This is a genomic window from Psychrobacter sp. TS_SC_6 (assembly GCF_056156305.1).
Window position 1 is genome coordinate 1,622,355 of the sequence record NZ_CM149590.1, and the last position, 21,831, is coordinate 1,644,185.

At 42.1% G+C, this 21,831-nt stretch carries 16 protein-coding genes; 7 read left to right on the forward strand and 9 right to left on the reverse strand.

The annotated features are described in order from the left end of the window. The first annotated feature begins 237 nt into the window (after window positions 1–237). Complete coding sequence (locus tag AC0J5Y_RS06835; protein ID WP_475129996.1) at window positions 238–1,632, forward strand: ABC1 kinase family protein; 1,395 nt, start codon at window positions 238–240, stop codon at window positions 1,630–1,632. Window positions 1,633–1,792: 160 nt separating this feature from the next. On the opposite strand, the gene AC0J5Y_RS06840 is transcribed toward AC0J5Y_RS06835, so the two are convergent. Continuing rightward, on the reverse strand, window positions 1,793–2,458 hold the full coding sequence (locus tag AC0J5Y_RS06840) for a methyltransferase domain-containing protein (protein ID WP_475129997.1): 666 nt from the start codon (window positions 2,456–2,458) through the stop codon (window positions 1,793–1,795). A 203-nt stretch (window positions 2,459–2,661) separates the two neighbouring features. On the opposite strand from AC0J5Y_RS06840, the gene AC0J5Y_RS06845 reads away from it, so the two are divergent. Together AC0J5Y_RS06845 and AC0J5Y_RS06850 are read left to right on the forward strand one after the other, a co-directional pair. Continuing rightward, window positions 2,662–2,859 (forward strand): DNA gyrase inhibitor YacG, encoded by a 198-nt coding sequence (locus AC0J5Y_RS06845; protein WP_475129998.1) that lies wholly within the window; start codon window positions 2,662–2,664, stop codon window positions 2,857–2,859. A 56-nt stretch (window positions 2,860–2,915) separates the two neighbouring features. Beyond that, window positions 2,916–4,097 carry an acetylornithine transaminase gene (locus AC0J5Y_RS06850; protein ID WP_475129999.1) on the forward strand — a complete coding sequence of 394 codons (1,182 nt, stop codon included), beginning with the start codon at window positions 2,916–2,918 and terminating at the stop codon, window positions 4,095–4,097. A gap of 98 nt (window positions 4,098–4,195) precedes the next feature. On the opposite strand, the gene AC0J5Y_RS06855 is transcribed toward AC0J5Y_RS06850, so the two are convergent. The 5 genes from AC0J5Y_RS06855 to AC0J5Y_RS06875 form a co-directional block, all read right to left on the reverse strand. Continuing rightward, window positions 4,196–5,095: a LysR family transcriptional regulator gene (locus AC0J5Y_RS06855; protein ID WP_011513737.1), complete on the reverse strand. Its 900-nt coding sequence runs from the start codon at window positions 5,093–5,095 to the stop codon at window positions 4,196–4,198. A gap of 234 nt (window positions 5,096–5,329) precedes the next feature. Beyond that, window positions 5,330–7,270, reverse strand: coding sequence for a DNA polymerase III subunit gamma/tau (gene dnaX, locus AC0J5Y_RS06860; protein ID WP_475130000.1), 1,941 nt, complete (start codon window positions 7,268–7,270; stop codon window positions 5,330–5,332). Between the two features lie 159 nt (window positions 7,271–7,429). Continuing rightward, the gene (lysS, locus tag AC0J5Y_RS06865) at window positions 7,430–8,971 is read right to left on the reverse strand and encodes a lysine--tRNA ligase (protein ID WP_475130001.1); all 1,542 of its coding nucleotides are present in this window, start codon (window positions 8,969–8,971) and stop codon (window positions 7,430–7,432) included. 298 nt (window positions 8,972–9,269) lie between these two features. Next, window positions 9,270–10,358: a peptide chain release factor 1 gene (prfA, locus tag AC0J5Y_RS06870; RefSeq protein ID WP_475130002.1), complete on the reverse strand. Its 1,089-nt coding sequence runs from the start codon at window positions 10,356–10,358 to the stop codon at window positions 9,270–9,272. 258 nt (window positions 10,359–10,616) lie between these two features. Next, a complete protein-coding gene (locus AC0J5Y_RS06875) occupies window positions 10,617–11,762 on the reverse strand; it encodes a beta-ketoacyl-ACP synthase III (RefSeq protein WP_475130003.1) in 1,146 nt (381 codons plus the stop codon). A gap of 320 nt (window positions 11,763–12,082) precedes the next feature. Here AC0J5Y_RS06875 and pnuC point away from each other — a divergent pair, with 320 nt between their 5' ends. From pnuC to AC0J5Y_RS06890, 3 genes are read left to right on the forward strand one after another with little or no spacing between them, the layout of a single operon-like run. Continuing rightward, window positions 12,083–12,835, forward strand: a complete 753-nt coding sequence (gene pnuC, locus AC0J5Y_RS06880) for a nicotinamide riboside transporter PnuC (protein ID WP_475130004.1) — start codon at window positions 12,083–12,085, stop codon at window positions 12,833–12,835. Then, window positions 12,786–13,397, forward strand: coding sequence for an AAA family ATPase (locus AC0J5Y_RS06885; RefSeq protein ID WP_475130005.1), 612 nt, complete (start codon window positions 12,786–12,788; stop codon window positions 13,395–13,397). The genes pnuC and AC0J5Y_RS06885 overlap by 50 nt, the downstream gene beginning before the upstream one ends. 41 nt (window positions 13,398–13,438) lie before the next feature. After that, window positions 13,439–13,963 (forward strand): TIGR00645 family protein, encoded by a 525-nt coding sequence (locus AC0J5Y_RS06890; RefSeq protein ID WP_475130006.1) that lies wholly within the window; start codon window positions 13,439–13,441, stop codon window positions 13,961–13,963. 110 nt (window positions 13,964–14,073) lie between these two features. Here AC0J5Y_RS06890 and AC0J5Y_RS06895 read toward each other — a convergent pair whose 3' ends face one another. Continuing rightward, window positions 14,074–14,757: a DUF421 domain-containing protein gene (locus AC0J5Y_RS06895; RefSeq protein WP_475130007.1), complete on the reverse strand. Its 684-nt coding sequence runs from the start codon at window positions 14,755–14,757 to the stop codon at window positions 14,074–14,076. A 103-nt stretch (window positions 14,758–14,860) separates the two neighbouring features. On the opposite strand from AC0J5Y_RS06895, the gene AC0J5Y_RS06900 reads away from it, so the two are divergent. Then, window positions 14,861–15,775: a DMT family transporter gene (locus AC0J5Y_RS06900; protein ID WP_475130008.1), complete on the forward strand. Its 915-nt coding sequence runs from the start codon at window positions 14,861–14,863 to the stop codon at window positions 15,773–15,775. Between the two features lie 675 nt (window positions 15,776–16,450). On the opposite strand, the gene AC0J5Y_RS06905 is transcribed toward AC0J5Y_RS06900, so the two are convergent. Together AC0J5Y_RS06905 and hrpA are read right to left on the reverse strand one after the other, a co-directional pair. After that, entirely contained in the window at window positions 16,451–16,906 is a 456-nt protein-coding gene (locus AC0J5Y_RS06905; RefSeq protein WP_475130009.1) for a GlcG/HbpS family heme-binding protein, read from the reverse strand. Window positions 16,907–17,441: 535 nt separating this feature from the next. Continuing rightward, the gene (hrpA, locus tag AC0J5Y_RS06910; protein ID WP_475130011.1) at window positions 17,442–21,707 is read right to left on the reverse strand and encodes an ATP-dependent RNA helicase HrpA; all 4,266 of its coding nucleotides are present in this window, start codon (window positions 21,705–21,707) and stop codon (window positions 17,442–17,444) included. Window positions 21,708–21,831: the final 124 nt, after the last annotated feature.

Below are 21,831 nucleotides of genomic sequence, written 5' to 3' on the forward strand. Positions count from 1 at the left end.
TCTGATGGGTTATAGTTTTTAAAGGCTGCTAAAACTAACAGGTAAAAAGTGCTTACGAATTTTAGCATGATAGCCTAAATTACAAAGTAAATAACTCCGCTTAGCTAAGTCGCTTGCCTAAGCTACGAAACCTGCCTTCTTTATATGATACAATTCTGTACACTCATAGCACATCTCCCTTGTATTGTAGGTACATCACCCACAAATCAATACCAACTCGATGAAATGACGATATCTATGACAAACAATACCTCTAGGTCTTCTAATAATAAGCAGTCTATCGATAATTTAAAAACCTCGGGGTTTGATCGTCGTATGTCGATTGCCAAAACCTCGTTGAACATCGGTCGTCGTTGGGCAGGTAATAGTGTGTCTGGTATGTTTCTTAATAAAGAAACACGTACAGCACGTAACCAGATTTTTATGGAAGAACAGGCACATTATTTGGCAGAAGAGCTTGGTAAATTAAAAGGCTCTGTCGTGAAAATTGGTCAAATGCTGGCGATTTATGGTGAGCATATCTTGCCACCCGAAATTACTCGTGCCTTACAAACACTTAATGATGATACAGCGACACTTGCATGGCCAAAAATCGAGCAGAATTTACAGGATTTATTGGGTAATAAACTGCATGAGCTTCAAGTTGACCCTATCCCTATTGGTACGGCATCCCTCGCCCAAGTTCACCGTGCAACCGTCATAGCTACGGGTGAACAAGTGGTATTAAAGATTCAATATCCGGGTGTGGCTGATGCAATCAACTCTGATTTGGCTCTATTTAAGAGCCTATTAAAGGTTAGTAATATAGTTCCACAAACCCGTTCACTCGATGCATGGTTTGAAGAGATACGTGACTTATTGCATCATGAAGTCGACTATGAGGCGGAAGCTGACACAACAGAGCGGTTCTATAACCGTTTGATTGACGATACACGTTATGTTGTACCTAAAATTAACCGCCATTATTCCACCAAACGCTTACTTTGTATGTCTTATGAGCCGGGTATCAGTGTGGTTTCTGACGCATTGCAACTACTCCCTCTTGAGCGTCGAAATGCCATCGGTCAGGCGGCTATCGAAATCATGATACAAGAGATTTTCGTTTGGGGTGAGATGCAAACGGATCCAAACTTTGGTAATTACCTTGTCCGTGTCGCACGCGACGAAACTAAAATTGATAAACTGGTCTTATTAGATTTTGGCGCGATTCGGCAGTTCGATAACAACTTACTGATAATTGCTCATAATTTATTACGTGCCGGTTATTATCATGATCATCAATCTATGATGAGTGCCATGACTGGTTATAACTTTTTTGATGCCATGAGTGATAAAGTACGTTCAGATATCGCCTCATTGTTTTTGTTGGCAACTGAACCTTTTAGTGATCCTCTGATAAATACCGATATGCCTGCTAATTGTCTAGATGACCAACAGCGTTATATTTGGGCTAATAGTAAGCTGCATACTCGCCTCTCAAATGAGGCGACACAAGCGATGCAGTCTTTCGAGTTCAATCTGCCACCTAAAGAGTTCATGTTTATCAGTCGGAAATTTATCGGTGCTTATACTTTTTTGACCGTGCTTGATGCTCGTACTGATTCTAATAACTTGGTAAAACCGTTTTTATAAATTTACTTTAACGTAAGTACTCAACGGATTTTTGAACCGCCTTTTTAGGGGCGGTTTTATATGTTATGATTTTATTTGCTTAGGCTATTTTATGGTTTTAATTTAACCTTAGCGCTTGATAGGAAATGTAATTCTTTTGTTTTTTACTTAGGCTATTATCTTAAATACTCACATCAGCTATCATCCACTTATCGAATCTGGTTTGATAACCTTCAGGTTTCTTCATGCTCAACTCCCAACAGGTTTCTTGCCGTGCTAAGTATTTAACTTCAAAATGTGTACGCTGACTGCTGCTTGCAACCTGACTACGCGTGTTGGGTAGACACCAAACTTTATTCGCTTGCTGCTCAGCATTGTCTATATATGTTTCGATGTTGGTTGCCAATATTATCTCCCCGCCTACCTGTAAGCGTGACAGTAAAAACTCAAAAAACGGCATATTAAGCCATTGTTGATTAGGATTATGCTGTTCAGGATTGGGATATAAGATATAGATACTATCGATACTGTTTGGCGCAATTGCATGTACGATCCATGCAATTGCATCAGCATGAATAGCGGTCAAATTGACAGAATTCTGCTTCGCTGCCAATTTTTTAAATGCCTCAAACTTATTGCGAGTACGCTCAATCGCAATCAGATGCTTATCAGGATTTTGCATGGCGAAGCTTAAGGCATGCTTACCCTTCCCTGCGCCAATTTCCAAAACGAGTGATGATTTAGGTTTAAGTGCTGCATCTGGCATCACAAAATCACGTGGTGCTGAGAGTCGTTGGGGTTGAAATGCTCGCTCTTGCTGATGTGAAATCTCAAGGTTGTCAGTCATTTGCTGTCCTTAAAGTATTTGTCATTATTCGGCTGCATGCTATTATATAGTCAATGCAACCCAATAGTAATATCACGATATCGATTACTCATCGACAAATAGCTTTCTCAATCAGATTAATAGAGCAATGATTTGAAAATCAATTATTGCTTACTTTTTGAGGATACTTTGTTGATAGAACCAAGGATCTCTCTACTCTTATTATGACCGAATCTACTTCTAACGCCAGCCCTTTACCTAAAACGTATCCTTGTCCAGAATGCGGTAAGCAAACCATATGGCAAGATAATAAATATAAGCCATTTTGTAGTCATCACTGTAAGCTGATCGATCTTGGCGCATGGGCAAACGAAGACTATACATTGCCTGCTGAGTCCACGCCGTTTTCTGATGAGCTATAGCATTAAGCGCTTTACCCTCTTACTTTTATCACTTTATGATTCTAAGGATGCTGTACATGTCTGCTACTTACCTGATGCCCACTTATCTTCGTCAACCCATCAGTTTTACCCGCGGCTCAGGAAGCTGGCTTTATACCCAAGATGAGACGCCTTATCTAGACGCATTGACTGGTATCGCGGTATGTGGTTTAGGGCATTGCCACCCACAAGTAACCGACGCTATTCAACAGCAGGCAGCAACATTGGTTCATACCAGTAATTTATTTGGTATAGACTGGCAAGAGCGTGCTGGTGAAGTGTTATGTAATGCCGCGCAAATGGACAGTGTATTTTTTGCCAATAGTGGCGCTGAAGCAAATGAAGCCGCACTAAAATTGGCGCGTCTATACGCACATCAACAGGGTTTTAAGCGACCAAAAGTCATTGTGATGGAGCAATCTTTCCATGGTCGTACCTTATTATCATTATCAGCAACTGCCAACCCCAAAGCGCGCGAAGGCTTTTACACTTTAGATAATGATTTTATCCGTGTGCCATTTGGGGATATTGCCGCCATTGAACAAGCAGCTCATGACTACGAGGATATTTGCGCGGTATTCGTAGAGCCTATTCAAGGTGAAGGTGGTCTTAATACGGCAGCTAACGGCTTTACTTACCTTGAGCAGATACAAGCCATATGCGACACACATAATTGGCTGTTCATGCTTGATGAAGTGCAGACCGGCAATGGACGAACAGGTAAGTATTTTGCTTATCAGCATAGCAGCGCACGCCCTGATGTATTAACGACGGCTAAAGGCTTAGGTAATGGCTTCCCTGTCGGTGCCTGTATGGTACGTGGTCGCGCTAATGGCTTATTTGGAGCTGGTAGTCATGGCTCAACCTATGGCGGTACACCATTAGCCAGTCGAGTGGTACATAGCGTGTATGATGTACTATCCAACAGTGATATCATGCAAAATGCCGTCAACGAGGGACAGTTTATTCGTGATAGCATGGTTGACGCATTTGGACAATATGGCGTCAGCAGTCGCGGCGCTGGGATGATGATTGGCATTGCTCTACCTGAAGATATGGACTGTAGCAAGCTTATCGATCGTGCTCGTGATGAGCAGAAACTTATCATCAATGTCACAGGTGCTCATGTGATTCGTTTGTTACCACCACTTAATATGAGCCGTGATGAAAGCTCACAAGTGGTTGAACGCTTGGTTAATTTACTAAAACCCTCGTTTTAACGTCTATTTAACCAAAACATAAAAAAGCCTATAGACAAATTATCTATAGGCTTTTTTCTTTATTAATCAGATTTATTAGCATTTAGATAAACTAAACCTTAGTTTGCATGAAAGTATTTTTTTAATACCTCTAAGCAACGCGTGATTTTTGCAGGTTGTTGCTCACGGTTTAAAGTTACAGCATATAGTACAAAACTTGGCATCTGGTAGCCGGTCAAAACTTCGACCAAATTGCCAGATTCTAGCTCCTTTTTGACATCCATTTCCATCATTCTAAGAATACCATGACCTTCTTTGGCGATGGTCATTGCCATAAAGACATTATTGGTATGGATACGTGACGTCATTTTGATACGTGTTTTTTTACCAGTCTCAGTCTGAGTAAGTTCAACATTATTTGTATCCTTCATAATATCAATACAGATAAGATGATGATCTGCCAAATCTTTCGGCGTTTCGATTTTCTTATGCTGACGTAAATATTGTGGTGAAGCGACCAACATTTGACGCACATCAGATAACGGATGATTGCTCACAGTTGAGTCGTTGATATTGGGGCTCATACGTATCGCAATATCGATTCGCTCATCAATCATATCAATATAATTATTATCTGCAAAATAGGTGATACTAAGATCATCGTGCGCTGACATCCAAGTCGATAGTGCTGGCAAAATATGATTGACACCAAGCTCTGGGGTCGTTGCAATACGCAAACTACCTGCCAATTCATCACGTAATTGATTGACTTTAATTCGACCTTGCTCTGCCGCACTTACCACATCTTTTGCCGCTTCATAAAAGCTAGCACCCGCTTCTGTTAAGCTGAGCTTACGGGTTGAGCGATGTAATAACACCACACCAAGCTCGTTCTCTAAAGAACGTATTTGCTGACTGACGGCGCTGGTGGTAATACCAAGCTCACGGGCTGAACCACTAAAGGAGCCGTGTCCGACCACACTAGCAAACACTGCCATACCACGTAAATTATCTAACATATTCTCATCCAAGCTTCTTTTTAGTTGTTAATATAACTTAACCATTATAGCGGATAATGATAAATCTTACAGTCTTTTAATATTAAACTCAGAGTAAGATATGAGTATTCATTAATCAATAAAAGTAAAAAAATCAAGGCAATAGATCCATATCGCCTTGATTTTTTAATAGATACAATATTTTTAATAAAGTACTAATTTTTATAAACCACCAATTAATAAATGTATGACTGTTTAATATAACTGAACTTTGCCCATTTTGCCTTCGCCACGCTCGGTTAAATACTGCATCACTGGCGTATTAAACAATCTTGACTCTGCCACTGTTTTAGCTTCAACGAGACGCTTTTGTTGACGACGCTCTGGGGTTTTATCATCGGCTTGCGCGATACTGCTATCAATTCGTAAGCTGATGGCGGCATCAGGGAACTGTACCTGCATCTTTGTCGCTAGCTGCTCAAAGGTTGCCTGCAAATGCTTACTATCGACTGCTGTGACAAAAATAGCTTCGGCATTACAGCTGCCTGTCATCATACCTTGACGGGCAAGCGCCAATTCATCTTGAGCCAAACTAGCGGCTTCACGAGCAGTTTGTAGCCAATAGTCCCATTTTTCTGGTGTCCACTCACCTATCAACTCTTGTGGCTGACAACGCAGAAGCGCACGAGGGTCTTCAGATTGACTGAATAATTGAGAATCATTTACCTCAGGTTCAACAACGGGTTCAACAACGGGTTCAACAACGGGTTCAACAACGGGTTCAACAACGGGTTCAGGCTGATTATTAGACAATTCTAGCGTGTCATAAATGCTAGAATTGTCGTACTGGCTTAAATGGCTAGCCTCGTCATTTGAGTAATATTGCTCATGTTGAGTAATACTATTATCAGCGCCAACATCCTGTTTATCATTGACACTTGTATCAATATTCTCATAAACGATATTATCAGATTGAGTTTGTAATTCTAATGATGATGATGACACTGGCTCAGTGATTAATGCCGTGCTAGAGACAAAGCTAGTAGGTTTTTCTACAGCCGTTGCCATATTATCAGGTATATTCGCTAATATCTCATCGACTGGCAAAGGACGAAAAGCTAAGAGACGTAAAATACACATCTCAAGCGCTTGCATCGGTGTGCTAGCAAGTTTGACTCCTTCACGCGCTTGTACCACGATTTCATAATAAAGCTGTAACACGTCAGGGCTGATATGCTGTGCAAGCGCATTGATATCTTGTGCCTGTGCTTCATTTACATTAAGCGCAACTTCAGGTAATAACTGGGTCAATGACAATTGATGTAATAGTTCAGCGAGTCCGTCAAACATACTGCTAGCATCGACCATTTGCGCACGCATCTGCTCAATATGGGCAGCGACAGCAGATTTGTCATGATTATAGATATCTGTAATTAAGCTCACTAAGTCGGCCGCATCAATCAAGCCGAGCATCGAATTAACGGTCACGTCATCAAGCGCACCTTGGCCAAAAGCAATGGCTTGATCGGTCAATGACAAAGCATCACGTACCGAACCTTTTGCCGCACTAGCCAATTGCCAAAGTGCAGGCTGTGTATAGCCTACTTGTTCTTGGGTTAGAATATTGGCTAAATGTTCACTGAGCAAGCTTTGTGGTAAAGGACGTAGCACAAACTGTAAGCAGCGAGAGATAATAGTGATGGGTAGCTTTTGTGGATCAGTAGTTGCTAGTAGGAACTTAACATGCTCAGGTGGCTCTTCCAAGGTTTTAAGAAGCGCATTAAAACTGTGTGTCGACAGCATATGCACTTCATCAATCAAGTACACTTTATAGCGACCTTGACTTGGCGCATAAGGGACGTTATCAAGTAGTTCTCGCGTGTCTTCAACTTTGGTACGAGAGGCGGCATCAATCTCAATCAGATCAATAAAACGCCCTTGATCAATCGCTACACAGTTATCACATACGCCACATGGCGTGCTGGTGATACCAGTATCACAATTCAAACATTTAGATAAGATACGCGCAATCGTCGTCTTTCCCACACCGCGCGTGCCAGTAAAGAGGTAGGCATGATGCAAACGATTATAGTCAATCGCATTAATCAACGCTTGCGAGACATGCGTTTGCCCAATCAACTCATGAAAGTTTTTGGGACGGTATTTGCGAGCCAAAACCTGATATTGCTGCGACATAGCGATCCATTGTGCCAAGTAGTTAAAGTGCTTATTTTAAGTATATTTTTCGAATGCTTATTATAGCAAAAAGCCAGCGCATTCGTCTGGCTTCTTACTGATTCTATAATAGCTTATCTCACACACAACAAGCCATTTTGATTAAAGACTGATTAATTATCAGTCATGTTTACGGCGCATGTGTGGGAATAAAATAACATCACGAATACTGGCAGAGTCGGTCAATAGCATCACTAAGCGATCAATACCGATACCCTCACCTGCTGTTGGCGGTAAACCATAAGACAGAGCTTCAATATATTCTGCATCGAAGTGCATCGCTTCATCATCGCCTGCATCTTTTTCAGCCACTTGACCAAGGAAGCGCTCAGCCTGATCCGCAGGATCATTGAGCTCACTAAAGCCATTTGCCAACTCACGACCACCAACAAACAGCTCAAAGCGGTCAGTAATCTCAGGGTTGTCATCACTGCGACGCGCAAGTGGAGAAGTTTCAGCGGGATATTCAGTGATAAATGTTGGCTGACGTAATTGATGCTCAGCAGTTTCTTCAAAGATAATGGTCTGCAACTTACCCACACCAAAGACATCTTTTACTTGCTGCTTAAGCGTTATCGATGCGTACTCTGCTAGATACTCACGATCATTGATACGGGTCATATCAAAGTTTTCTGCATATTTGGCAATCGCATCAGACATAGACAGACGCTCGAAAGGCGCTTTTAGGCTAATGGCTTCTTCTTGATAGGTAATCTCGGTGGTACCTAAGATATCCATCGCCAACTCGTTAAATAAGCGCTCAGTCAAATCCATCAAATCATGATAATCCGCATACGCTTGATAAAACTCAATCATAGTAAATTCAGGATTATGACGGGTTGAAACACCTTCATTACGGAAGCTACGGTTGATCTCGAACACTTTCTCAAAGCCACCGACGACCAAGCGTTTAAGATAAAGCTCAGGAGCAATACGCAGATATAATGGCATGTCTAACGCATTATGATGAGTCACAAACGGACGTGCCACTGCACCACCTGGGATCGAATGCATCATAGGCGTTTCAACTTCCATAAAACGCTCATTTAGCATAAATTTGCGAATACCGCTGATAACCTGACTGCGAACCATAAAGGTATCACGGGTTGTCTCATTGGTCATCAAATCAAGATGACGGTTGCGATAGCGTGCTTCCACATCTGCTAGACCATGAAATTTATTTGGCATTGGGCGTAATGCTTTGGTCAATAACTCAATTTCTTCAATATGTACGTACAAATCGCCTTTGCCTGAACGACCGATATAACCTGATACACCAACGATATCACCCAAATCTAGCGATTTGATGTCTGCTAACGTCTGCTCATCTAATTCTTTGCGTGCCACATATAGCTGGATACGACCTGTCATATCTTGGATAACAATAAACGCCCCACGGTTCAGCATGACGCGACCGGCAACATTAACCTGTGTTTTTTCGCCTTTAGCATCATTGTCAGCAATTTCTTGTTTTGAGATACCTTCAAAAGCTGCCTGCAAGTCTTGGGCATAATCCGTGCGCTTAAACGTATTCGGGTAAGGCTGTTTACCTGAAGCGACGATATCGTCTAGCTTGGCTTGCAATTGAGCAATCAGCTCGTTAGCGTCTTCTGGAGCTTGCTCTTGATTACTTTGCTGATTTTGATTATTAGGCTTTGACATAACACTCTCAAAATTATTAGATAATTAAAGGAATAAATACAAACTATAAGTAAGGGATTAAAAAATTATAAATAAAGCAGTGGCACAATCATTATGCGTTTTTGATATGAAACACAATGATCAATTAACACATAGCAGGCGGTGCCATGTCTTTTTTAACCGTTGATAACAGCCAATCAAACCTTGAGAACAAAACGTGCCACTTTTTGCTGTACACGCTTTTACCTCTCCTCAACCGATAAACAAAGACTTGCTAAAAACGAATCAGGCTTTTCAACTTAGGCGTGTAAATCCGTTATCAAACACCACCAATACTTGCCATCAAGTCCGCTTGATGCTCACGCAATAGCGCATCAAGGATTTCATCCAAGTCACCTTCCATAATAGCATCGAGCTTGTACAACGTGAGGTTAATTCGATGATCTGTCATACGCCCTTGCGGGAAATTATAAGTACGGATACGCTCTGAACGATCACCGCTACCAACCAAATCTCGACGTATCGTATCAGCGGCATCGACCTGTGCTTGGACTTTGACTTGCTGAATTTTTGAAATCAGCATTTTCATCGCTTGCGCACGGTTTTTATGTTGACTACGTTCTTGTTGACACTCTACCACGGTACCCGTTGGAATGTGCGTCAAACGTACAGCTGAATCTGTAGTGTTGACATGCTGACCACCGGCACCGCTTGAACGAAACGTATCAAAACGGATGTCTGCTGGATTCAGATCAACGGTGTCATCAATCTCAACTTCAGGCATGACGGCGACGGTACAGGCTGACGTATGGACACGGCCTTGGCTTTCCGTTTCAGGGACACGCTGCACACGGTGTACGCCAGATTCAAACTTGAGACGACCATAGACACTATTGCCTGAGACGCGAGTAATAATTTCTTTATAACCACCGTGCTCGCCCTCACTGGCCGACAGCACTTCCATTGTCCAGCCCTGATTCTGTGCAAACTTTTGGTACATACGGAATAAATCGCCGGAGAAAATTGCGGCTTCGTCACCGCCTGTACCCGCACGAATCTCCAAGAACGCAGGCACTTTATCATTGGGGTCTTTTGGCAACATCATGAGGTTGAGTGCTTCTTCCATCTCTACGATGGTGTCACTGGCGTTATCAATCTCTTCTTGCATCATCTCTTTCATATCAGGATCTGAGGCTTCTTTTAGCATCACTTCTGCATCAGCTTGATCCTTTTCTGCACCAACATAGTTCTGCCATAAAGTGGTGATATCCATCAAGTCACTATGCTCGACAGACAGTTCACGGAATTTGTTGTTATCACTGATGACACTCGGGTCTGATAATAAGGCAGTGACCTCTTCATAACGGTCTACCATTTGGTCTAAACGCAGGCGTAAGGATTCTTTCATAAAAGGACTTTTAATTGAATAATTGAAATAAGACCGTGATTATAGCAAATTTTTTGAGGTAAATTAAAACCTCTGAGCAATCTTGTCGTTATTGTGAGCAATCAGGCTAACATAAGCCCCTCAGCTCTCTTGGTGCCGACACATTGTCATCCCTAACATCTTATACTTATAACACGCAAATCTTCAAAAGAGATGCATAAAAAAATAGCTAAGACTGCTCTTAGCTATTTTTTTATGACAAAAAATTCAGGATAAAAACTAAACTTTACGAACCAGTACCGAGCCGATTGAGTAACCAGCGCCAAATGAGCAAATAACACCCAAATCACCTGATGCTAACTCATCTTTATAGCGGTGGAAAACAATCATCGGGCTGGCTGAGCTGGTATTGGCGAATTCAGCAATGACACTCGGCACTATGGCTTTATCTGCTTCTTTACCGATAACGGTACGTAGAATCAAATCTAGCATATTGGCATTGGCTTGGTGTAGCCACATCATCTTCACATCACTGGCTTTCAGTTCATTTTCATGCAAATGCTCGGTGATAATCTCTGATACTTTTGGACAGACTTCGCGGAATACTTTACGGCCATTTTGTAAAAATAGCTTAGGTGTAACAGGTTCATTGATATCAGCATACATTTCCGTTTGCGCGGCCAAATACTCTGATCGATCCATAAACCCATATTCATTGGTGATATTTGTCGAAAATTCTGTAAATAGCTTAGCATTAAGGATTTCATAACCTTTCGGCGTGTCCAGTTCTTCAACAATAGAAGCTGTCGCTGCATCACCAAAAATAAAGTGACTGTCACGATTACGCCAGTTCAGATGCGCTGAGGTAATCTCAACATTGACCACAGCGACACGTTTGGCGAGACCAGAAACAATAGAACCATGTGCTTGTGATAGACCAAAAGTTGCCGCACTACAGGCAACATTCATATCATACGCAAAACCACCAACCATACCAATCTCATTTTGAATTTCGATGGCAACAGCAGGATAAGTGCGCTGAAAGCTTGAACAAGCAAGAATAATCCCATCTAAATCATTGGCTTCTAAACCTGCGTCAGCCAGTGCATCTCTCAATGCTGCCGCACCCATTTCTGCCATGACAGACAGCTCTTCGCCCAAGTTACGGTAGGCAATAACGGGTGCCATAATCTCAGGATTTAAAATGCCGTCTTTTTCCATCACATAACGTGATTTGATACCAGATACTTTTTCGATAAAAGCCGCTGATGATGGCTGAAGAGCCGTGAGTGTGCCTGCTTCAATGTCAGCCACGTGTTTTGTATTATAGTTTTCAACATACTGATTAAAGGACTCTACCAGTTCTTCATTACTGATGCTAAAAGGCGGGATGTATAGGCCGGTGCCTGTGATACAAGTCGTCATGATACGCTTCCTTGTCTACTGCTATGGTGCTTGAAATAAGCATAAGGTGAAGTAAAACAACAGTCGTCTAATTTTGGGTGAATGACTGTAAACTTAAAATAAGTGCCTTTATTATGCCTGAATAATATAATTTTTCTAATACTTTGTTACAAATAATCAGCTTCTTGCTAAGATTAAGCAAAGATTGACTTCATTTTGCAGTAGCTGCGTTATAATCCGCCTTGCTGACTCACGTTATTTGTATAAATAATTGATCTGCATTTTGACTGTCTACATCTCTATTAAGAAATATCAAACTTATTATCTGTTTTGGAATGACAATGGTGGAACTTTTGAATTGGTTGTTTGGTCAGTATGCCGACTATTCGACCTTATTTATCGGGTTAGAATTGATTGCGGTTGTCTTTGGGGTAGCCAGTGTACTACTCGCCAGCAAAACCAATATTTTGGTATTCCCTATCGGCTTGGTCAGCACTGCCATATTTGTCTACCTACTGTGGAAATGGCAATTGTTTGGCGATATGTTTATCAATGCTTATTATACCGTTATGAGTATGTATGGCTGGATAAATTGGTCAAAAAATAAAGAACTTACACAGCATCGAGACCATATAAACCCCACCGCTCAACAGCATCACCAAGAGCTTAAAACTACTGATGCGCCAAACCTTATCCAAGTAGAACGTTTAGATAAAAATGACGTACCTATATTGGCATTATTAGCCACGGCAACTATAGCTTTTGTCGCGGGCGTTTATTATTTTAGACCTGTCATCAATAACAACTTCAGCTTCGATGGTGCTGAGCTTGGCATGCATCTATTTACGTGGGTTGACTATACTGACATGCTGACCACTGCGCTGTTTTTGATGGCGATGTGGCTGATGGCACGGCGTAAGATTGAGCATTGGATACTCTGGATTGTCGCTGATGCTATCTCAGTACCGCTTTATTTTTACAAAGGTCTCACCTTTACCGCGTTACAATACGTCGTTTTTACCTTCATCGCAATTTGGGCTTATTATGAATGGCAACAACGCTACCGCCTTCAATCTCACGCAGCATACGCCTAACTCTGTCATCAATGTGGCGATATTAGGCGCAGAAAGTACGGGTAAAACCACCCTATGCCGTGATTTGGCCGCGCATTTTGACTGTCCTTGGGTGTCAGAATACATGCGTACTTATCTGCAAGCGAAATGGGATGACGAGCAACTGACCTGTACGTGGGAGGATTTGCTACCTATTGCCCAAGGTCAGATTAAGTTAGAAAATAAACTCGCTGAGCAAGCCTTGCAAACAGCTGATAATAAACATTATCTGTTTTGTGATACCAGTCTGTTTGAGTTGATGGTTTATGCCAACTGGTATTATGGCGACTGCCCAAAACCGTTAACTCATGCAGCATTAGCTCATCATTATGATCTGATACTATTGACTGACGTTGATGTCCCATGGGTCGCTGATAATCTACGTGACAGTCCGCACCAGCGTGAAGAGATCAGTCAGTATTTTGCCAGTCAGCTAAATAGGCATCAAAAACCGTTTAGACGTATTAGCGGTGGACGAGTTGAGCGAGTACAACAAGTGATTGAATGGCTTGCTGAAATGACTAAAATATCATCCGTGAAGTAGACTATTTATCCTTTTATTTTGAAAAATTTTAAGAGATATCCATGCTAAAAGACCTTGAACGCTATTTAGAAAGAACCATTTTTAACAGCCGCTGGATATTAGCACCTTTTTATTTAGGGCTGGTGTTGGGGATTATTTTATTATTTATAAAATTCATTCAAAAAACCCTCATGATGTTCAATACTATTTTTAGCGCTTCTGTATCAGACGTCATTGTGAATATATTGGTGTTAGTCGATCTCGCCCTAGTAGCCAGTTTATTATTAATCATTATATTTAGTGGCTATGAGATTTTTGTCTCAAAAATTGACACAGGTGATCACGTTGATAGGCCTAGTTGGATGGGCAAAGTAGATTTTTCTGGGCTAAAACTAAAAGTTATTGGTGCCATCGTCGCTATTTCTGCTATTGATCTCTTAAAATCATTTATGGATATTCCTAATGAATTAAGTGAGGCAGAAGCGGATAAACTCATGTGGAAGGTCATTATTCATATGACTTTTGTGTTATCTGGCTTGTTGTTCGCGGTGATGGATAAAGTGATTGGCGATACCAAAAAACACTAGCGCTACTTATCTTTTATAATCCGTTTGCTTAGAGCATGTCCTCAATTCAATTGTTCATCACCTAAATGGTTTGAAAATGAGGACATATCTTAGTGCTCTTTGGATATCTGTTATCTCACAATTTGGCAATTCAATGCCTTCGCCCATTTTTTGCAGTCATTCTCACAACGTTCACAAAGCTGATCAGGATCAGAGATATGATCCACATAGCCGCAATGCATACACGCATAATATATTCCTGATTCCACCTGCTCAACCGCCTGATACTGTTTCGGGAAAAGTGGCAGACCATAGCCGATGTCATCAGGTGGGTATAACAACAGGCTAAAATTGCCATCGGTTTCAAGCAAACCGGTACGAACCTGACCTAAATGCTCGACCCCCTGTTGGCGCATTTCCGCGAAAAACTCATCATGTGACATCTTCCCTTCTGCTATTTTGTCGTGTACCAGCATGCCATCTTCGACGACATATAAGGATTTACCTTCTAACAAATCTTCAAAAGGCTGATATTTCATCATGCACCATGTACAGAGCCGGTAAAGCAGTATTACCGTACTCATGATTAGTACCGCTTGAATAATCGGTAAATCCTCGGTAAACATCGGGTCACCTGCGATAGAGCCCAGTGACAAAATAATGGTCAGCTCAAAGATGGATAACTGACGAACGCCGCGCTTACCGGTAAAGCGCAAGAATGAAATGATCAGCACAAACATGACAATGACACGTATCAGTATCTCAGCAGCAAATGTCCATGTTGTATCATGAATAAAAATACTTGCCCAATCCATAGGGTTTCCTTTGTTATTATTGTTAATGATGGCATCAAAACCACTCTATTTAAAGCTGCTCTATTTTATGCAAAAACTCACTTACTAATTGTAGGAATTATTTTTGAAAGTCACATTGTATACGCTGATTGCGTTAATAGCCTTTGCTGCAAACTCTCTGTTTTGTAGGATGGCCTTAGCAGAGGGTTATATAGATGCTTGGAGCTTTACCATTGTTCGCCTATTAAGCGCTGCTGTCTGCTTGAGTATGATCATGGCAACTCAGTCCTACTACTTAAGACATCGCAAACTGAGACTCAGTCATTCTTTCAATGAAGAGATGTTAAGTGAAAGAGGGAATTGGCTGAGTAGCATAAGCTTAGTTATTTATGCGCTGTGTTTTTCGATTGCCTATGTAGAGCTTGAGACTGGCACTGGGGCGCTGATTTTATTTTCAGCGGTTCAACTCACTATGATTGGTTGGGGGATTTATAAAAAAGAGACGTTGAGTCATTTGCAATGGATTGCCTTTATTATTGCCATCACAGGATTTGTATATTTGATGCTACCATCAGCCTCAATGCCTTCATTACTCGCTGCCATGCTCATGGCAATCAGTGGTGTGGCATGGGGTATCTATAGCATACGCGGTAAGACCTGTCTCTCACCGCTGCGAGCCACAGGTTTTAATTTCATCAGAAGTTTGCTAGCGATACCAATATTATTAGTCGCTGGTTTTATATATCAAAACATTATGGATGTGCAACTCATTCATATCGACAGTATCACCATGGATGGGATATGGTTAGCGTGTGCATCAGGGGCAATTGCCTCTGGCATCGGCTACAGCATCTGGTATATGGCTATGCCTTTATTAAAAAATACGCAGGCTGCCGTTATACAGCTTTGTGTGCCGGTGCTTGCAGCTTTACTCGGCGTGGTGATTTTGTCCGAGCCGATCACTTTAACTTTTATGATAGCAAGTACTGTCATCTTGAGCGCAGTCTTGGTCTTTACTTTAAATAAACAGCCATATTAGTCACAATATAAGGCACTTATATTGAAATGTTGTCTATAATGCTCATTTGAGACGACATCGCCATAGTAATAACAGGGTTATTATAAATATCGCAGACAATGGACGTTTTTGTCAGGAATTTTTATTGAAGGAATTCCATTAAATAGCAACCACTACTCGCCAAGAATACGACTTACTTGATCATCGCGATATGCCGGCTGACGCTTAATACGGCATCCAAACCTTACGTGCTTTTGAAAACTTCACTGTCGGCGGTGTGCGCTTACATCACTTATTTGCTGCTCGTCTATCAAAGATTGCTCATGACTTACGCTTGCAATCCTAGGGGCCTCATGCAGGCTTGGCATAGTATCGCTTGCTTAAGATGCATCTTGGTAGCTCAATCAAGCGTGTTTTCAGGTAATGGGTATTGATACCGCTATCGTTATGGCATCAGAGAACGCTCAGCTACAACTCAATGTCTTTGAGCCAGTCATTGCTTTCAACTTATTTACCGGTATGAGTATATTAGTTTTTCTTTTTTAACGTAAAAAGGCTGAGTTAGCGATTGCTAATCCAGCCTTTTTTTATTTTATTCATACCTGTATTATTTAGGGAAAATCTATAAGCTATATCTACGCACTGCCTAAAGATTGTGAAAATTAAAAATTAGTGCGTGAAACTCCCCCTATATATTTACTCTAAAACGCTTAAGCCTGCGCGAGCAATACTTACGTCTTCATTGCCATGTGCGCCGCCCACACCAATACCACCAGCCACAATACCATCAATATATACAGGAATACCACCCGGCATTATCAGTATGTTTTCATCAAGGTACCTGATGTCGGCAGCAATGCTACCGTCCGCAACGCCTCTTGCGATAACCGCTGTTTCTCTTTTTTGCGAATTGGCTGTATAGGCTTTTTTATAACTTGAGCGAATAGTGTGCACACCCGCTCGGTGATCCTTTAAAAAGGCCAGTATTTGCCCAGAACGATCAACCACCGTCACCGATACCATTAGACCATGCCTTTTAGACTCTATAAATGCAGCATTCACCATATCTTGTGCCATCTCGCCCGTGAGTAACGAGATTTTTGTATCTTGTGTCTCAGTACAAGAGACGCTATCCATAGCTGTAATTCTCATCTTCAATCCTTGATTTGATTTTATGAATAATTCATTGTCTTTGCATAACTCTCAGGCGCAAGCTTCATAGTAATAATCAGCATGCTCACCAATGTGATAAGTAGCATCAGCCAAACGGCTTGAAAGCTACCTGACCACTCACGCAAAAATCCGGCAAAGTACGGAATAATTGCGGTAATAACAAACTAATACCTTGTACAAATGCGGTCACAACACCAGCCAATGTAGGAGATGACAGAGATTCAAATACGACTGTTAACGTGAAAGGGATGCATTAATTTTATAAAAATGATAACTGAAACACTGTAGAGGTTAGCAATCGGTGCAGGACGAATGCTTGAATACTTACTCCTCTAGAAAGGCTTGTAAGATATGAGCTTAGCAGCCAGTGTCATGATAATATCTAAGATATCTATATAAGCGGTTGAATAATATTTTTGATAATACGGGCAAGAGTGTCATGCTTTTAGCAAATGGCAACTAAAAGCATAACCATAAAAATTTGCGAACGGTTACTGAAGTACTTACTTTTATACTAACTCATTTTATCCCATATCTTACTGAGACGCTTAGGCGATACCGCCATACGGGTTTTCATCGGCTGAGCAAACAGTTGAATGCGGTACTCTTCGACCATCCAGCGATAATCGTTGATGGCTTTATCATTAGCACGTCCTGCAAGTCTTTCCATATGTAAGTCAAGGGCATAGACGCCATCAAGGTCGGCTTCGACATTGTGCTCAAGGCGGTCGATACGAATCTCTAGCGCCTCCAGATAGCGTGGATACTGCTGCCAGTGGCTATAATCCATACGATAAACAAAATCTGCCAAATGCAAATCTGCTAACTGATCTTCAATATCTTCAATAGACTCGCCAAATATCTCTCGATCAAGCATTAGCATACTTTGGCGAATACGTTGCCAGCGGGTATAGACATTTTTGAGGGTTTTTATGACCGCTTGACCAACCAATAAAAAGTTACTTAGTATCACATCGAGCGTTTGGCTATACTCTTCAGGAGTAAAGGGTAGCTCCTCGCTAAGCCCTACCGCAACATCATCTGCACTCTCAGGTAGGTCTGCCGTATGATCAAACAATACATAGTGCTCTTCGAGTGTTGCATCTAAAGTCGCATCAATAATGATAGTCTTAAGCTTTTCCATATCACCAAGCGGTGCGAATGCCAGTTTAAATATGTTGTCGACTTGACTGGTCAGCTGTTTTTTCTTAGAACCAAGTTTACCTTTTATCAAGGTTAAGACCCCAATACGGTGCGCCTGCAGTGCTGCATTAACATCGGTATATTGATGGATAGATACCGCTTCACCTGCCTCATCAGCAACCAAAGCAGCAAACTGCTTCATAACCACGCCTGCGCTATGATGGTTTTTACTAAAGGCAAAGTGCTCGGGAAATTCTGTATGCGCGCCTTGCTGCTCATTCACCGCTTGGCGCGTCTGAGAAGCGTGGCGAATCTGTAGCGTTTGCAGATCGCGTCCTTTTTCGATGATACGGTTCTTATCATCGACCACGCAGATTTGTGGCTGCAAATAACGATCAATACTAGACGGATTAAAATGCTCAGCGGTGACTGACATAATGCCACGGCGGTTAAGCGCTTGGCAAAGCTGCTTTAGCAATCCTTGTCCACCCGCAGGCTGCAACTCATCAAACAAACTATCAGCAGTATCAGGAATAGGTACAATCTGACGACGAATGTCTTTTGGTAATGACTTTAATAACTGTAATACCAGCTCAAAACGCCAACCGGGTACACCCCATAACAGCTCAATCGCATCAAGCTGCGGTAGCGCGACAAGCGGCACACGAATGGTCACCCCATCATCATCGCTCGCTGGATCAAAGATATAGCGTAGTGGCAGCTTTAAATCACCAAGCTTCCACACTTCTGGAAAATCGCCTGTGGTCGGTGCTTGGCTATTAAGCACGTCTTCATCGGTAAAAAACAGATACTTAGTATCGGTTTTTTCAACTTCGGCACGCCAGTCTTCAAATGTTTTGCGGCTCGCAATATGATCGGGGATTTTTTTATCATAAAACTGATACAAGGACTCTTCATCGACCAATAAATCACGGCGGCGTAATTTATCCTCGATGCGTTCAATGTCTGCAATTTTATCCATATTATGCTGTAAGAAAGGCGCTTGTCTGCCTAAATTTCCAGTAACCAGACCATCTCGGATAAATATCTCGCGCGACTCGCTTAGATTAACTTGCTCATAGTTGGTCAGCTGCTTACTGATAATAATCAGACCGAACAAACTGATCTGCGCATAAGCTTTGACGCGACCAGTTTTTTTCGACCAATGTGGCTCAAAGTAGTGATACTTTAATAAGTTACCGGCGGCTGAGATAATCCATTCTGGTTCAATCTTGGCAACGGTACGCATAAAGACTTGCGATGTCTCAACCACTTCAAAAGCCATGACCCAAGGTGGCATTTGCTTAAAAACCGTACTGGCTGGGAATATTTTGGCTTTCTGCTGGCGAGCCGCTAAGTATTCACCGCGATTTTCAGTTTTGTGAGCAATCGTAGACAACAAACCCGTTAACAATGCTCGATGTAAATTTGCGTATTTAACAGCTTTGAGTGCTTCATCTTCAATCGCGGTAGGGTCACTGTGAGTCACTTCCTTCGAGGCATTTTTGTCAGCAGTTTTTGCCTCATTAGCATCAGTCAGCTTAAGCTCAGTGACCATTTGTACTAACTGACGATGGGTTTGACTCCACTCCCGTACACGCGGGAAGCTTAGATAGTTTTTCTTCGTAAACTGTTTGCGCTGATTGCCAGACAACTTATTGCCATCTTCGTCTTTCTCAAACAGGGCTTTCCACAGACTTAAATAGAATAAAAAATCAGAGTCATCTTGGCGAAATTCAGCATGCTTCTGATCCGCTTGCTGGCGCTTATTCGCCGGACGCTCGCGTGGATCTTGGACAGCAAGCGCCGCAACGACAATAAGCATTTCTCGGATACAATCAAAATCGCTACCAGCTACCAGCATACGTGCCAGCCTTGGATCGATTGGCATACGTGCCATCTTTTGACCAGTCGGTGTCAGAACCAGATGATCCAGACCCTGTTTTGATTTTGGTTTGTTAGTTTGTTTGGCTGAAGGTACGTCGTTTTTAGCAGTAATCGCACCCAATTCATCAAGCAATTTATGCCCATCAGTAACTAAGCGACTGTCAGGTGGCTCAATAAAGGCAAAATCATCGACACTACCTAAGCGCAGATTTGCCATTTGTAAAATAACGGATGCTAAGTTAGTGCGTAAAATCTCAGGTTCCGTAAATTCAGGACGACCAGTAAAGTCCTCTTCGCTATATAAACGAATACAAACACCCGGCGCAACACGACCACAACGCCCTTTACGCTGATTGGCAGCAGCTTGCGAGATGGCTTCAATTGGCAGGCGCTGCACGCGTGAGCGATACGAATAGCGCGATATACGCGCAAAACCCAAATCAATCACATAGCGGATACCCGGTACGGTCAATGCCGTCTCAGCGACGTTAGTCGCGATAACAATACGCCGACCGCGACCTGACGGTTGAAAAATACGCTGCTGCTCTTCATAAGTCTGCCGTGCAAATAGTGGCAACACTTCTGTATGTTTAGGTCCATGACGCTCAAGTACTTCCTGAAGCTCACGAATCTCAGCTTCAGTGGCTGCAAATACCAAGATATCTGCTTGATCAGCATGACCTTTATTTTGTGCATCGCTAAAGCATTCTTCCACTGCAGCAACCACCGCACGTGGCAGATTTTCCTCAAAGTCGTCATAGCTATCATCGTCTGAGCTGGTTACTGGCTCATCTGTTAGCGGACGATAACGCACTTCGACCGGGAAGCTTCGTCCTTCGACATTAAAAATAGGCGCAGGAATTTGCCGTTTAAGCTTATTATCGTAGCGACTAAAGTATTCACTAAAGCGTTTAGTGTCCAGCGTCGCTGAGGTAATAATGACTTTTAAATCAGGGCGCTTGGGCAGCAGTTTTTTTAAATAACCCATAATAAAGTCAATGTTTAAACTACGCTCATGGGCTTCATCAATAATAATAGTATCATATTTACTCAAAAAACGATCATGACCAAGTTCAGCAAGCAAAATACCATCAGTCATGAGCTTAACGACAGATTGCGCCGTGCCCTGCTCGTTAAAGCGAATCTTGAAGCTGACCGTATTACCCAGCTGCTCGCCCAATTCTTCAGCGATACGGTTTGCCACACTGCGTGCCGCCAGTCGTCGAGGCTGTGTATGTCCTATTTGCCCACGTATACCGCGCCCTGCTAACATTGCTAACTTAGGCAGCTGCGTAGTTTTACCTGAGCCTGTCTCACCTGCAACGATAATCACTTGGTTATCGATGATTGCCTGAATCAAATCATCACCACGTTGGCTAACAGGCAAATCCTGATTCAGTTTTTCTGCCAACCCATCTGGAATGCTCTCTATACGCGCTTGTACCGCTTGTTGCGAGCGAGCTTTTAATTGCTCATATTGGGCGCGTTTTTTATCCAAATCATTGCTATTTTTAACGTTGTGTTTGTCATCCGTAGTGCTGTTTTTATTAGCAGACGATTTTGCACGTGCCAGCTCACGCTCAAGGCGACTGAGATAATACTCGTCCTTCGCGAGCACGGGTAAATTAGCAACAGAAATAACGTGTTGCGTATCTATACTTTCTTTTTGCGTATTTTTTGTCTCGGTGTTCAGATTTTCCGCTTGTACAGGCTGGCTTTTTTCTTGATTTTCTTTTGAAGTATCAGGCATATTTACTTAGGCTATTTATTATTTAGGAGTAATTAGATTATGGGGATAATTGAGCTGTGATTCAAGTTACTCGTGTATGACCTAGACTTGAGTTGTCGCTTCTAGAACGTAGCAAATTTATAAA